Annotated in this window: 10 protein-coding genes; all 10 read left to right on the top strand. The window is 42.8% G+C overall.

Features of this window, described 5'->3' with window-relative positions; genetic code table 11:
* The 10 genes from EWE74_RS08920 to EWE74_RS08875 all read left to right on the top strand — a co-directional run bounded on the left by EWE74_RS08920 (window position 1) and on the right by EWE74_RS08875 (window position 14,277).
* Window positions 1-858, top strand: coding sequence for a transketolase (locus EWE74_RS08920; RefSeq protein WP_394343220.1), 858 nt, complete (start codon window positions 1-3; stop codon window positions 856-858).
* Between the two features lie 17 nt (window positions 859-875).
* Window positions 876-1,859 (top strand): transketolase family protein, encoded by a 984-nt coding sequence (locus EWE74_RS08915; protein ID WP_130141219.1) that lies wholly within the window; start codon window positions 876-878, stop codon window positions 1,857-1,859.
* Window positions 1,856-2,686 carry an alpha/beta hydrolase gene (locus EWE74_RS08910; protein WP_206365193.1) on the top strand — a complete coding sequence of 277 codons (831 nt, stop codon included), beginning with the start codon at window positions 1,856-1,858 and terminating at the stop codon, window positions 2,684-2,686. The genes EWE74_RS08915 and EWE74_RS08910 overlap by 4 nt, the downstream gene beginning before the upstream one ends.
* Window positions 2,687-2,708: 22 nt before the next feature.
* Window positions 2,709-5,171 carry a glycoside hydrolase family 95 protein gene (locus EWE74_RS08905; protein ID WP_130141218.1) on the top strand — a complete coding sequence of 821 codons (2,463 nt, stop codon included), beginning with the start codon at window positions 2,709-2,711 and terminating at the stop codon, window positions 5,169-5,171.
* A 16-nt stretch (window positions 5,172-5,187) separates the two neighbouring features.
* Window positions 5,188-6,528 carry a glycoside hydrolase family 43 protein gene (locus tag EWE74_RS08900; protein WP_239018605.1) on the top strand — a complete coding sequence of 447 codons (1,341 nt, stop codon included), beginning with the start codon at window positions 5,188-5,190 and terminating at the stop codon, window positions 6,526-6,528.
* A gap of 2 nt (window positions 6,529-6,530) precedes the next feature.
* Complete coding sequence (locus tag EWE74_RS08895; protein WP_130141217.1) at window positions 6,531-7,922, top strand: glycoside hydrolase family 43 protein; 1,392 nt, start codon at window positions 6,531-6,533, stop codon at window positions 7,920-7,922.
* 26 nt (window positions 7,923-7,948) lie between these two features.
* Entirely contained in the window at window positions 7,949-9,313 is a 1,365-nt protein-coding gene (locus tag EWE74_RS08890; RefSeq protein ID WP_130141216.1) for a glycoside hydrolase family 43 protein, read from the top strand.
* A 49-nt stretch (window positions 9,314-9,362) separates the two neighbouring features.
* The gene (xylA, locus tag EWE74_RS08885) at window positions 9,363-10,691 is read left to right on the top strand and encodes a xylose isomerase (protein ID WP_130141215.1); all 1,329 of its coding nucleotides are present in this window, start codon (window positions 9,363-9,365) and stop codon (window positions 10,689-10,691) included.
* 87 nt (window positions 10,692-10,778) lie between these two features.
* Entirely contained in the window at window positions 10,779-12,671 is a 1,893-nt protein-coding gene (locus EWE74_RS08880) for a sialate O-acetylesterase (protein WP_130141214.1), read from the top strand.
* 25 nt (window positions 12,672-12,696) lie between these two features.
* Window positions 12,697-14,277, top strand: coding sequence for a glycoside hydrolase family 43 protein (locus EWE74_RS08875; RefSeq protein WP_130141213.1), 1,581 nt, complete (start codon window positions 12,697-12,699; stop codon window positions 14,275-14,277).
* Window positions 14,278-14,284 lie beyond the last annotated feature (7 nt).

Here is a 14,284-nt window from a genome sequence, read left to right as displayed (position 1 = left end):
ATGGTGATGACGAAGAATAGTATACATAATTTAGAAGAAATTGCGTCACAGGTTCGACGTGACATTGTACGGATGGTACATGCTTGTCAATCTGGACACCCAGGGGGATCCTTAGGATGTACGGAGTTGTTGGTATCGCTTTATTTTGAGGTTATGGATAGAAAAGAAGGATTTGATGTCGATGGAATCGGTGAGGATCTTTTTTTTCTATCAAATGGCCATATATCTCCCGTATTCTACAGTGTGCTAGGTCGGTCGGGTTACTTTCCTGTCGAAGAGCTCGCTACTTTCCGGAAAATAAATTCACGTGTCCAAGGACATCCAACAACACACGAAGGACTTCCTGGTATTCGTATTTCGTCGGGCTCTTTGGGGCAAGGTTTATCTGTTGCAATCGGTGCCGCTCAGGCAAAAAAGTTGAATAGTGATGATAGCTTCATTTTTGTACTGATGGGGGATGGAGAGCTGCAGGAAGGTCAAATCTGGGAAGCAGCACTGTATGCGCCACACAATAAGATGGATAACCTTATCGCAATCGTCGATTATAATGGCGCCCAAATTGACGGTCCAACGGCAGAAATACTCTCACTCGGCAACCTTCGTGGTAAATGGGAGGCGTTTGGATGGAATGTGCTAGACATTGAACGTGGCAATCATATGCAGTCTGTTGTTAATGGTCTATATAAGGCGAAAGAATTATCCGGTAATGGTCGGCCTACGGTCATTTTATTACATACGGAGATGGGGCATGGTGTAGATTTTATGATGGGTTCGCATAAGTGGCACGGTGTGGCACCAAACGACGATCAGTTAGCATCTGCCCTTGGGCAAAATAGAGAGTCTTTAGGAGATTATTAATAAATTAGAACGAAGTAATGAAAAAATATACCTACACGGAATCAAAGGATACACGGTCAGGTTTTGGAGCAGGTTTGCTGGAAGCTGGCAAACGGGATAAGCGTGTCGTCGCGCTATGTGCTGATTTGATAGGCTCTCTGAAAATGAATGATTTTATTAAAGAATTTCCAGAACGTTTTTTTCAGATTGGTATCGCGGAAGCAAATATGATGGGCATCGCAGCGGGATTAACTATCGGAGGGAAAATTCCATTTACTGGAACATTTGCTAATTTTTCCACTGGACGCGTCTATGATCAAATTCGACAATCAATAGCATACTCCAATAAAAATGTGAAGATAGCGGCATCACATGCAGGTTTGACTTTAGGAGAAGACGGCGCAACTCACCAGATTTTAGAAGACATTGGACTGATGAAAATGCTTCCTGGGATGGTAGTCATTAATCCTTGTGACTATAATCAGACGAAGGCGGCTACGATTGCCGCTGCAGCATATGATGGGCCTGTTTACTTACGTTTCGGGCGACCGGTAGTGCCTGTGTTTACTCCTGAAGATCAGGGTTTTAATATTGGTGAGGCGGTGATTTTAAACGAAGGAGCCGATGTGACCATTGTCGCGACAGGACATCTGGTTTGGGAGGCGATAAAAGCTGGACAGCTATTGGAACGTCTTGGCATTGATGCAGAAATTATTAATATTCATACGATTAAACCGCTTGATGAGGAAGCGATATTGAAATCGATTCGCAAAACGGGATGTGTTGTGACTGCCGAAGAGCATAATCGCTTAGGTGGACTCGGAGACAGTGTGGCTCAGCTGTTGGCAAGGGAACTTCCTACACCCCAAGAGTATGTTGCGGTCGATGATAGCTTTGGCGAATCTGGAAAGCCGGAGCAGCTGATGGAAAAATATGGCTTGAACGCCGAAGCTATTATCATTGCTGTGCATAAGGTAATGGATAGACGTATCATGGTGAAATCATTAATAGAAAGCGTATGAAATTTGTAGGTACGGTGATGTTGATGGTGCTATGGATTTTATCAACAGAGGCTTTTGGTCAAATAGCCGTTGCTCCGATAGGTTTCGACAAAGAGAAGGATGGCGTTGTCAGGGGGAAGATTGACACCGTCGTTTATGATTCCAAAATCGTAGGAAGTAAGCGCAAGGCATTGATTTATACACCTCCCGGTTATGATGCAGCAGAGAGATATCCTGTGCTATACTTATTGCACGGCATTGGAGGCGACGAATTGGAGTGGTTTAAAAATGGTGTACCACACATTATTTTAGATAATCTGTACGCTCAAGGTAAAATAGAACCCATGATTGTTGTATTGCCAAATGGTCGTGCGATGAAAGATGATAGAGCGACGGGCAATATTATGGAGAAAGACAAAGTTGCTGCGTTCGCAACCTTTGAACAGGATTTGCTGAGGGATCTTATTCCTTTTGTAGAAGAGCATTATGCCGTCAATGCGGATCGCACAAGCCGAGCTTTATTTGGTCTATCGATGGGTGGTGGGCAAGCATTGAATTTTGGTTTGGGAAATTTAGATGTTTTCTCCTGGGTAGGTGGGTTTTCATCTGCTCCAAATACAAAGCAACCTGAGGAACTTGTACCAGATCCGAAAAAAGCGAGAGAACAGCTACAGTTGCTATGGTTGTCGTGTGGAGACGAAGATCGATTGATTAATTTTACAACAAGAACGCACGAGTATTTAGAAAAAAATGATGTGCCGCACATCTATTATATCGAACCAGGTGGGCATGACTTTAACGTTTGGAAAAATGATCTATACCAGGTTTCCCAACTTTTATTTAAATAATATTTAGCACAATTACAGCGATATGTATTTATTCAAAGGCAAAAGTTTCCTCCACAGCGTTGGTATTGTAATTCTCTTATGTTTTTCCATATCCACCTATGCACAGGTTTCGAAGCCGTTAAAATTATGGTACGATAAGCCTGTTACAGACGGGGTCTGGGAGCAAGCACTACCTATCGGAAATGGTCGTTTAGGAGCGATGGTGTATGGTATACCACAGCAGGAAGAGTTGCAATTGAATGAAGAAACAATATATGGAGGTGGTCCTTACCGCAATGATAACGAAAGGGCGATGGAGGCCTTGCCAGTAGTTCGTCGATATGTATTCGAAGGAAAAGCAAATGAGGCTGATCAATTGCTGAATGAGACTTTCTTTACCAAAACGCACGGCATGCCTTTCCAGACTGCAGGTAGTGTGTTGTTGGATTTTAACGGACACGAAAGTTATGAAGATTATTGCCGAGAATTAGATATCGAAAAAGCTATCGCCTTATCTCGATATACCGTCGATGGCGTAACATTTACCCGCGAAGTATTTTCTTCATTTGCGGATGATGTCATTGTGATGAAAATTACAGCCAGTAAAAAAGGAGCGTTAAATTTCAATGTAGCATACAAAAACCCAGCAGAACATCAAGTCTTTAAAAGAGGTAACAGCTTAGTTTTAGAAGGCTATGGGACTGCGCACGAAGGAATTGAAGGGAAGATTGTGTATCAGACCCATACAACTGTCAAGCAGCAGGATGGAAAAACTGCAATTGATGATCGTGTTATTCGTGTTTCCGGCGCAACTTCCGCCATAGTCTATATCGGAATTGGAACAAATTTTATAGATTATAAAACGGTAGGTGATCTGCGTGCTGAGCATATTGCTGCGAAGGTTCAATCGGCGGTAGATAAGTCCTATAGCAAGGCTAAAAAGCAACATACGGCGTTTTACAAGAAGCAGTTTGATCGTTTCAAGCTTGGGTTGGTCAGTCATGAAGTGTCAAGTAGTCAAACAACCACAGACAGAATATCAAACTTTAAAACAACGCAAGATCCATCTTTAGTAACGCTATTGGCACAATTCGGTCGATATCTTTTAATCAGTTCATCACAACCAGACGGACAGCCCGCAAATCTCCAGGGCATTTGGAATCGATCGCTCCATCCAGCATGGGATAGCAAATATACCATCAATATCAATACAGAAATGAACTATTGGCCAGCTGAAGTGACGAACTTGTCGGATACGCATAAACCATTATTCAAGATGGTCAAGGAGTTGGCCGAGAGCGGTAGAGAAACAGCACGTAAGCTTTATGGGGCAGATGGTTGGGTAGCCCATCACAACACGGATCTCTGGCGCGTAACGGGTCCGATCGATTTTGCTGCCGCGGGGATGTGGCCTACTGGGGGCACGTGGCTTACACAACATCTTTGGGAGCATTACCTCTACACCGGAGATAAAAAGTTTCTGAAAGAAACATATACTATTATGAAGGGCGCTGCTGACTTTTTGCTGTCGACCTTAATTGAACATCCGCAGTACAAGGATAGAGGGTGGCTGGTGTTGTCGCCTTCTATCTCACCTGAACATGGACCTATTTCTGCGGGTGTGACGATGGATAATCAATTGGCCTTCGATATGTTGATGAGGACTGCTCTTGCTAACGAAATATTAGGAGAAGATGATTTTTATAGCGCAAAATTGCAAGCGGTTGCTCAACGTATTCCGCCTATGCAGATCGGAAAATTTACACAACTGCAAGAGTGGTTAGAGGATATTGACGATCCAAAAAGTGAACATAGACATGTTTCCCATTTGTACGGTTTATATCCGGGTAACCAGATATCCCCGTACACGACGCCAGAATTGTTTGAGGCTGCTCGTAATTCCCTAAACTACAGGGGAGATCTCGCGACGGGGTGGTCCATCGGATGGAAAATAAACTTGTGGGCGCGTCTCTTAGATGGTAATCATGCTTACAAGATTATCAATAATATGCTGACAATTGCTGATGCGCAGAATAAAGATGGACGTACGTACCCAAATTTGTTTACGGCGCATCCCCCGTTTCAGATCGATGGTAACTTTGGACTCACGGCCGGTGTAGCGGAAATGCTTCTGCAAAGCCATGACGGTGCTGTGCATCTACTTCCAGCTCTTCCCGATGTTTGGCATACAGGTTTTGTTTCTGGAATTGTTGCTCGCGGAGGGTTTGAAGTAAATATGACTTGGGATCAGGGCACACTACAGACCGTTGAGATCACCTCAAAAATAGGTGGGAAATTACGCTTACGCTCTTATGTTCCTCTTAAAGGAATAGGGTTGTCAGTAGCAGATGGAGAAAATCAAAACGCTTTGCTCAATCCAATTCCTGGGCAGAAAGTTTTGGTTTCCGAACATGCTTCTTTAAAAGGAAATGAATTGAAAGAAGTATTTGAGTACGATATAGAGACGGTGGCAGGAAAAAAGTACAAATTTTTCAAATTAAACTAGAATATACTTTAAAAAAATGATGATTATAAAAGCAAAACATTTTGGTCTGATAACTGGCCTTCTGTGTCTGGGTGCAACGACTGTTAATGCACAAAGACCACTAATACAAACTAAATATACTGCTGATCCAGCGCCTATGGTGCATAATGATACCGTCTTCCTATATACAACACATGACGAAGATGATGCCCAAGGATTTAAGATGTATGATTGGTTGTTGTATTCATCGACGGATATGGTAAATTGGACAGACCATGGTGCTGTGGCGTCATTAAAAAGTTTTAGTTGGGTGACGCGGGATAATGGTGCGTGGGCACAACAAGTTGTTGAACGCAACGGGAAATTCTACATGTATTGCCCGATCCATGGCCAAGGAATAGGAGTTCTTGTCTCTGACACGCCCTACGGTCCGTTTAAAGATCCTCTGGATAAGCCACTTGTATGGCAAAAAGAACATTGGGAAGACATTGATCCAACAGTGTTGATCGATGATGATGGTCAAGCCTATATGTATTGGGGAAATCCGAACGTGTACTACGTTAAACTGAATGAGGATATGATTTCATACTCCGGTGATATCGTCAAATTAGAGAAAACGCCGGAGCATTATCAGGAAGGGCCATGGTTGTATAAAAGAAATGAGCACTATTATCTCGCTTTCGCTTCTACTTGCTGTCCAGAAGGGCTCGGTTACGCCATGAGTGATAGTCCGACAGGTCCTTGGACAACAAAAGGATATATCATGCAGCCTACGCAACGTTCCAGAGGAAATCATCCAGGCATCATTGACTACAAAGGTAGTACATATGCCTTTGGGTTAAATTATGACATCATGCACATGGAGACCTTCAAGCATCATGAACGAAGATCATCCTCTGCTGCTAAAATTACGTTTAATGAGGACGGGACCATTCAGGAACTACCATACTGGTCAGATACCGTACTGGAGCAAATCGAATCATTTAATCCTTATCAGCGTGTGGAAGCTGAAACCATGGCTTGGGGTTATGGGTTGAAAACAGAAAAAATGCCTGATGGCAAAATTGTTCTCAATGGTATAGACAATAACGAGTCGCTGTTGTTACGTGGTGTTGATTTTGGTAAAGGGGCAAAGAAATTTTCTATTTCGGCTGCTAGCATCGTTGAAGGAGGCTATATTGAAATTCGCCTTGGCAGCACTCGTGGCCAATTAGTAGGTACCGTAGAAATTACCAATACAGGAGGCATGGATCGCTATGCAACAATGTCATGCGATGTGAAAGGAGCAAAAGGTATTCATGATCTCTATTTCTGCTTCAAAAGTAGTGCACAGAAAGATAATCTTTTTTTCTTAGATCATTGGGAGTTTTATAATTAATTATGAAAGTATTTGGTACACTTATCATGTCCCTTGTTGGTTTTGCGCTCCACGCGCAAAACCCCATTGTGCAGACAAATTTTACACCTGACCCTGCGCCTATGGTGTATAATGATCGTGTATATATGTATGCGGGAGATGATATTCCAGGATATGATTTTTACTATATGACAAAGTGGAGGGTGTATTCCTCTGCTGATATGGTCAATTGGACAGATCATGGAGCGCCTATATCTCTAGAATCATTTAGTTGGGCTAGGGATAGGGCATGGGCAGCGCAATGTGTGGAACGCGATGGTAAGTTCTACTGGTATATCTGTGCCCAAACCATAGATAATAATATGGCGATCGGTGTAGCCGTCGCAGATAGCCCTACCGGCCCTTTTAAAGATGCGCTTGGCAAACCACTTATTACGACAGGGAGTTGGTCGAATATTGATCCTACAGCGTTTGTCGACGATGATGGTCAAGCCTACTTGTATTGGGGCAATGCCAAACTATTCTATGTAAAGTTGAACAAGGATATGATCTCCTATTCGGAGGAAATTGTTGAAGTGCCTCAAACCGTAGAGTCATTTGGCGGTCTTCGTCGTCCAGGCAAAAGCCACGAAGTATTGCAAAAAGACGAGCAGTATGAAGACGTGTTTGTCGAAGGTCCATGGATTTATAAAAGAGATAAAAAATACTATCTCCTTTACGCAGGAATGACCCAAGGCACAGAGTGTTTATCTTATGCGATCAGTGATACACCTACCGGTCCATGGCGCTATCAATCTAAAATTATGACCGATGAGCCGACCAATAGCTTTACGAACCATGGGGGAATAATAGACTTTAAAGGTAAATCATACCTGTTTTATCACACAGGTTTACTACCTGGTGGTGGTAGTTACGGGCGATCATCTGCAGTCGAAGAGTTTACATACGGTGAAAATGGCGAGATTCCGAAGATATCGATTAGCAAAGGGGTAAAACCACTGAGCACAATTAATCCGTATGAACGGAATGAAGCGGAGACAATTGCGTGGTCTGAAAAATGTAGTACGGACGAAGATTCAGAGGTAGGCGTCTATGTGTCGAAAATTAGGTCGGGTGGATTTATAAAAGTGCAGTCGGTAGACTTCGGCCAAGTAGGGCCGACGGGTTTTGCTGCTTCTGTAGCAGCGGGTTTGGATGGTGGTGTTTTAGAAGTACGTTTGGATAGTGTGGCAGGTCTCAAAATTTCATCTATCGATATCCCGCGTACAGGGGGATGGAATTCTTGGAAAACAATAGAAAGCAAAATCGTTGAGAATGTTCGGGGCTTGCACGATGTTTATTTTGTGTTTCAAGGTCAAAATCTTACAGCAGGACGTGAGCTGTTCAATTTTGATTTCTGGAGTTTCGAAAAATAATGTTATATGTAATATTTGATTGATATATGAATACATTTATAAAATATGCAACGAGCTGCACGCTGTTTATTATGGGTACGCAAGTATTTGCTCAAAATCCGATCATACAGACAAACTATACAGCAGATCCCGCCCCCATGGTGTATAACGATAGACTTTACGTGTACACGACGCACGATGAGGATGAATCAACCTGGTTTAACATGAATAACTGGCGGGTGTATTCAACTAATGATATGGTCAATTGGACGGATCACGGTGTTATTTTGACATATAGAGATTTTGAATGGGCTAAAGGTGATGCTTGGGCTGCCCAGTGTGTGGAGAAAAACGGGAAGTTCTATATGTATGTTCCTGCTATTTCTCGCTATAATAATAAGGGCGCAATTGGCGTGGCCGTAGGAGATAGCCCACTTGGACCGTTCTATGATCCTTTAGGTAAACCATTAGTTCAAAGCGAATGGGGCGATATTGACCCCACAATATTTATTGATGATGATGGAAAAGCGCATATGTATTGGGGAAATCCCAAACTGAAGTATGTGTCGCTTAATGAAGACATGATTTCGTATTCCGGTGAAATTGTTGAAGTACCTATGACAGCGGAATCTTTTGGGAAGAGGGAAGGGAATCCAGAGCGGCCAACGAAGTATGAGGAAGGTCCATGGCTGTATAAACGAAATAATCTGTATTACTTATTTTGGCCAGGGGGAGCATTACCAGAGTTCATTGGTTACTCTACAAGTGAAAAAGCAGAAGGCCCATGGAAATATGGCGGTATAATAATGCCAGCTGAGGGGGGGGCGTTTACCAATCATCCAGGAGTAATTGATTTTAGAGGAAAGACATATTTCTTCTACCACAATGCAGCTCTTCCCGGAGGAACGGGTTTCACACGTTCTGTTGCTGTTCAAGAATTGCATTTCAACGAAGATGGTAGTATTGCACCCATGAAAATGGAAAAAGGTATTACGGAAGCAATCGCTTCCATAAATCCTTTTGAGTTAACACAAGCGGAAACGATTTCTTGGTCAGAAAATGTCAAGTCATTCGAAAATGATAAAGTCGGCGTATTTGTCAAAGCGAGGAAAAGTGGTGCTTTTACCAGCGTTCGTAACGTCGATTTTGGTCCGGATGGCGCATCCTCGTTTTTTGCTCGCGTAGGTACAACGCACAATGGTGGTGTAACCATGGAAATCCGTTCAGGTGCGGCCGATGGTGAGCTTCTGGGGACGATAAAAGTTCCACTAACCGGGGGAGATGACCGTTGGTCAGCAGTGGAGATTGATCTAGATAACAAGGTTACGGGTGTACATGATCTTTATTTCGTTTTTAAAGGGAAGGCAGCCTCCAATATTATGTATTTTGACTGTTGGAAATTCGGTAGGTAGTTCTCGTAGTCGCAACAAGAATAGAATTTAACAAATAAGATGGAATAAAATGGAAGTTTTAATAGGAAATCAAGAGTATTTCAAAAACATTGGTCAAATTAAGTATGAAGGACTAGAGTCGGATAATCCGTTAGCATTTCGATGGTACGATGCTAACCGGGTTGTTGCAGGAAAAAACATCGCTGAACATTTTAAGTTCGCTTGTTCATATTGGCATTCATTTAATGGCAACGGTTCGGATCCGTTTGGCGGACCTACATTGTTCTTCCCATGGGATGTGAAATCGAACATCATGGATCGAGCAAAGGATAAAATGGATGCAGCATTTGAGTTCATGACTAAAATGCAATTGCCGTATTATTGCTTTCATGATGTCGATCTTGTTGATCATACCAAAAATGTGGAAGAGAATGAAAAGCACTTGGAAGAAATCGTTGCTTACGCAAAAGAAAAGCAAGCACAAAGTGGTATTAAACTTCTATGGGGTACTGCTAATTTGTTTAGTCATCAGCGTTATATGAATGGTGCGTCAACCAATCCCGATTTCCACGTGGTGGCGCATGGTGGTGCACAGGTTAAAGCCGCCATTGATGCTACGATAGCCTTAAATGGTGAGAACTATGTTTTCTGGGGAGGACGTGAAGGATACATGTCGCTGCTCAATACCAACATGAAACGCGAACAGGAACATTTGGCACGCTTTCTACATATGGCGAAGGATTATGCTCGGGATAACGGATTTAAAGGAACCTTTTTTATAGAACCGAAACCTTGTGAACCTACCAAGCACCAGTATGATTACGATTCTGCTACCGTCATCGGTTTTTTACAGCGATATGATCTATTATATGATTTTAAATTGAATATTGAAGTAAACCATGCTACACTGGCTGGACATACTTTTCAGCATGAATTGCAAGTTGCGGTAGATGCCGGTTTGCTAGGTTCTATCGATGCAAATCGTGGTGATTACCAAAATGGATGGGATACAGACCAATTTCCGAATGATTTAAATGAATTGACAGAGTCTTTGTTAATTATTCTTGAAGGCGGCGGGCTCCAAGGCGGAGGTGTCAATTTCGATGCAAAAATACGCAGAAACTCAACCGATCCCGCAGATTTATTTTACGCACATATTGGCGGTATGGACAATTTTGCCCGTGCGTTAATTACAGCGGATAACATTTTGCAGCACTCAGCGTATACGAAACTTCGAGCAGACCGGTACGCCAGCTTTGATAGTGGCGCGGGTGCCGACTTTGAAAACGGAAAATTACGCTTAGAAGATTTGCGCAATTTTGCCGCGCAAAACGGTGAGCCAAAAGCGATCAGTGGCAGGCAGGAATATTTGGAGAACCTGATTAATCGCTACATTTAAGAGTTTACCATACCTTTCTATTTTTAGAGGTGGGGAGTTATCTCCTCATCTCTCTTTTACAACATCGTTAATAAAAAATAGTATCAAATGAGTACGCAAGGCTCCTACGGAAAACTTTTTCGCATTATACTGGGATTAATACTCCTCGTTTCGGCTATTGGTGACGGTTTTGCGAAAATACGCTTACCCGCATTAGTGGGTGATCGAATGGTTTTACAGCGAGATGTTGAAATAACCATTTGGGGTTGGGCTGATCAAGGTGAAACTATTACCTTAAAGTTTTTAGGAGAGCTTTACCATACGATGCCGGATGAGGAAGGGAAGTGGGAGGTGGAAATATCTCCAAAAAAGGCAGGTGGGCCCTACATTATGGAGGTAAATGAGATTGTTATACGTGATATTCTTATTGGTGATGTGTGGCTTGGGTCAGGACAATCCAACATGGAAACCCCAATTGCTAGGTTAACGGAAAAATATCCGGAGATCGATGTGTCAAACAACAACATGATCCGATATTACAAAGTACCAACACAGCACAGTGTAGTCGAAAAAAAAGAGGAGATTGCTGCTGGAGGAAAATGGTATTCTGGAACTGCCTCTGATATCATGAACTGGACAGCATTGGCCTATTTCTATGCACAAAAAGCCTATGAACATACGAATGTTCCGCAAGGGATGGTAATTGCTAGTTTGGGAGGATCTGCGATCGAAAGTTGGGTAAGCCAGACGCATTTAAAGCAATTTCCGGAGTTGGTGATAGATGAGCACGCTTGGAGAGCAGTATACGATTCTAATAATACAGATGTGACGAAGGATTGGAACGCTTTTGATTGGAATGATAAAAGCTGGGAAACAATAAAAGTTCCCGGATTTTGGCAGGAAAATGGAATCCGAATGCGCGGCACGGTCTTTTATCGAAAGGATTTTGAGTTGGCTGATTCCTTACAAGGCCGATACGCAAAAATTATCTTGGGGACATTAGTAGATAGTGATTCCGTATTTGTTAATGGGCATCTAGTCGGTACAACGGCTTATATGTACCCCCCTCGAAAATATCCGATTCCTGCTGGTATACTGAAGGCGGGTAGAAATAATATCACAATAAAACTCACCGCTAATGCGGGTAACGGTGGATTTGTGCCAGATAAAGAATATAAAATCGAACTTGATGATTTCGAAATTGATTTAGCAGGTGACTGGCAGTATAAGATTGGGGTTGACTTAGACGAAATGAATAGATATCGACAACAGCTTAAGAATATGAAGACAGTGGGTTCGAGTCTATACAACGGAATGATTTTTCCGCTGAAGAATTATAAGGTCCGAGGTGCAATTTGGTATCAGGGCGAAGCAAATGCAGGCGATCCGGCTAATTACAAACAATTGCTAACCGAGCTAATAAACGATTGGCGACTTCTGTTTGATGCACCTGAAATGCCTTTCTTGTTGGTACAGTTGCCAAATTATTTGGCAAAGCCGACTGAGCCTCCACTAAACAGTGGTTGGGCGAGGATACGGGGAGCACAGTTGAATGTAGCGAAAGAAATACCACATACGGCATTGGCGGTGACCTACGATGTGGGCGAATGGAACGATATTCATCCGCTGAATAAAAAAGATGTGGCACATCGTTTATTTCTTGGTGCACGAAAAGTCGTATATGGCGAAGAGGTGGTGAGTTCGGGCCCGATTTACAAAGGAATGAAAATTAAAAATGACAAAATTGAGATTTACTTTTCTGAACTAACAGGAGGGCTGCAGAGCAGGGGTGGCCAGTTAAAACATTTCGCGATAGCCGGTGAAGACCGGACGTTTGTTTGGGCGGACGCAGTTATAAAAGGTAATACGGTTGTCGTGAGTTGCCCCAATGTGAAGAATCCGGTGGCGGTGCGCTATGCATGGAGCGATAACCCGGAAGACGCCAACCTGATCAATAAAGAAGGATTATTGGCAAGTCCGTTTCGGACGGACGAATGGTAAAGAAAAAAGCAAGATATAACATATAATGAAAAGATTAAAAAATATACTGGCACTGACACTCTTCTTTCTATACGGCATGTCAGATTTAGTTACTGCGCAAACGCGCAATCCTGTTGTCTGGGCTGATGTGCCGGATATGTCAATAATACGGGTTGGCGATACATACTATATGAGTAGTACAACAATGCACATGAATCCTGGACTTCCCATCATGAAATCCAAGAATTTGGTGGATTGGGAAATGGCGAGTTACGCCTACGATACGCTAGGTGTTATTGACGAGTTTGAATTGAAAAATGGAAAACATACGTATGGCCGTGGTTCTTGGGCAAGCAGTTTGCGTTATCACCAAGGGAGGTACTATGTTTCGACTTTTTCCAATAGCTCAGGTTTAAATTACATCTATTCAACGGAAGATCCTTCTTCGTCGGTCTGGGATGTAAAGAGGTTTAAGCCTATGGTACACGATCATTCCTTGTTTTTTGATGATGACGGTAAAGTTTACATGGTGACGGCGGGTGGACGCATTGGTATCAGGGCGTTGAAAAGCGATCTATCAGGTTTTGAAGTTGGCAGTGAAAAAATAACAATAATTGAAGATGCAGATGCTATTACAGGAAAGCCAAAAGGATTGCCCGCTGAGGGGGCTCAAATGTTTAAGGCAAATGGTAAATATTATCTTTTTCTAATAACTTGGCCTAAAGGTGGTATGCGTACACAATTGTTGTTTCGTGCAGATCAGATTATGGGACCTTATGAAGGTCGTGTAGTGTTAGAAGATAAAGGCGTTGCTCAGGGCGGTTTTGTGGATAGTCCTGATGGAGCATGGTTCGGCTATTTCTTCCGCGATTCTGGTGCTGTTGGCCGTATTCCCTATATCTTACCGATGAAGTGGGAGGACGGTTGGCCCGTATTTGGTGAGGCGGGTGTCGTTCCAATGACGCTTGATATTCCTGCGAAACAACCCACTGTTCCTGCAATTGTCTCGTCAGATGATTTTTCTCGGGAAAAAGGAGCAGCCGACTTACCGTTAGCTTGGCAGTGGAATCATAATCCCGATCACCAGCATTGGTCTGTTACTGAGCGTAAAGGCTATCTTCGCTTACGTACTGGACATCTAGCCCAGGGTTTTCTTACAGCCAAGAACACGCTCACGCAACGAACCTTCGGACCAACAAGTACGGGTGAAGTTCGTTTAGAAATAGCGAAGATGAAGGATGGAGATGTTGCTGGAATTGGTCTGTTACAACGTAAATATGGTCTAGTTGGTGTGAAGAAAAAGGATGGCAAGCATTACATCTTTGTTGGTAATGCACAGGCGGCGGATAAGGATGACGAACGTTATGAAGAACACGAACTTATCCCGATCAACGATAGTCAGGTGTATCTAAAGGTAGCTACCGACTACCATAATCTAAAAGATGAAGGATATTTCTATTATAGTTTGGATGGGAAGAATTGGAAAGCGATAGGTAAAACCTTAAAAATGTCGTACACGTTGGATCATTTTATGGGCTATCGTTTTGCTCTATTCAACTATGCTACCCAAAATTTGGGCGGATATGTAGATTTTGATTATTTCAAGGTAGGCGATGTCCTTCCGTAAAAAATAT

Origin of the sequence: Sphingobacterium corticibacterium, assembly GCF_004208525.1 — a bacterium.
Lineage (GTDB): Bacteria > Bacteroidota > Bacteroidia > Sphingobacteriales > Sphingobacteriaceae > Sphingobacterium > Sphingobacterium corticibacterium.
The sequence above is the reverse complement of the archived record's forward strand: the minus strand, read 5'-3'. Positions and strand labels throughout refer to the sequence as shown.

What these genes read in the sequence shown, in the direction of transcription:
- EWE74_RS08895 (WP_130141217.1), top strand. Translation starts at nt 6,531, where the DNA reads ATGAAAGTATTTGGTACACTTATCATGTCCCTTGTTGGTTTTGCGCTC.
- EWE74_RS08920 (WP_394343220.1), top strand. Translation starts at nt 1, where the DNA reads ATGGTGATGACGAAGAATAGTATACATAATTTAGAAGAAATTGCGTCA.
- EWE74_RS08900 (WP_239018605.1), top strand. Translation starts at nt 5,188, where the DNA reads ATGATGATTATAAAAGCAAAACATTTTGGTCTGATAACTGGCCTTCTG.
- EWE74_RS08915 (WP_130141219.1), top strand. Translation starts at nt 876, where the DNA reads ATGAAAAAATATACCTACACGGAATCAAAGGATACACGGTCAGGTTTT.
- EWE74_RS08875 (WP_130141213.1), top strand. Translation starts at nt 12,697, where the DNA reads ATGAAAAGATTAAAAAATATACTGGCACTGACACTCTTCTTTCTATAC.
- xylA (WP_130141215.1), top strand. Translation starts at nt 9,363, where the DNA reads ATGGAAGTTTTAATAGGAAATCAAGAGTATTTCAAAAACATTGGTCAA.
- EWE74_RS08905 (WP_130141218.1), top strand. Translation starts at nt 2,709, where the DNA reads ATGTATTTATTCAAAGGCAAAAGTTTCCTCCACAGCGTTGGTATTGTA.
- EWE74_RS08890 (WP_130141216.1), top strand. Translation starts at nt 7,949, where the DNA reads ATGAATACATTTATAAAATATGCAACGAGCTGCACGCTGTTTATTATG.
- EWE74_RS08910 (WP_206365193.1), top strand. Translation starts at nt 1,856, where the DNA reads ATGAAATTTGTAGGTACGGTGATGTTGATGGTGCTATGGATTTTATCA.
- EWE74_RS08880 (WP_130141214.1), top strand. Translation starts at nt 10,779, where the DNA reads ATGAGTACGCAAGGCTCCTACGGAAAACTTTTTCGCATTATACTGGGA.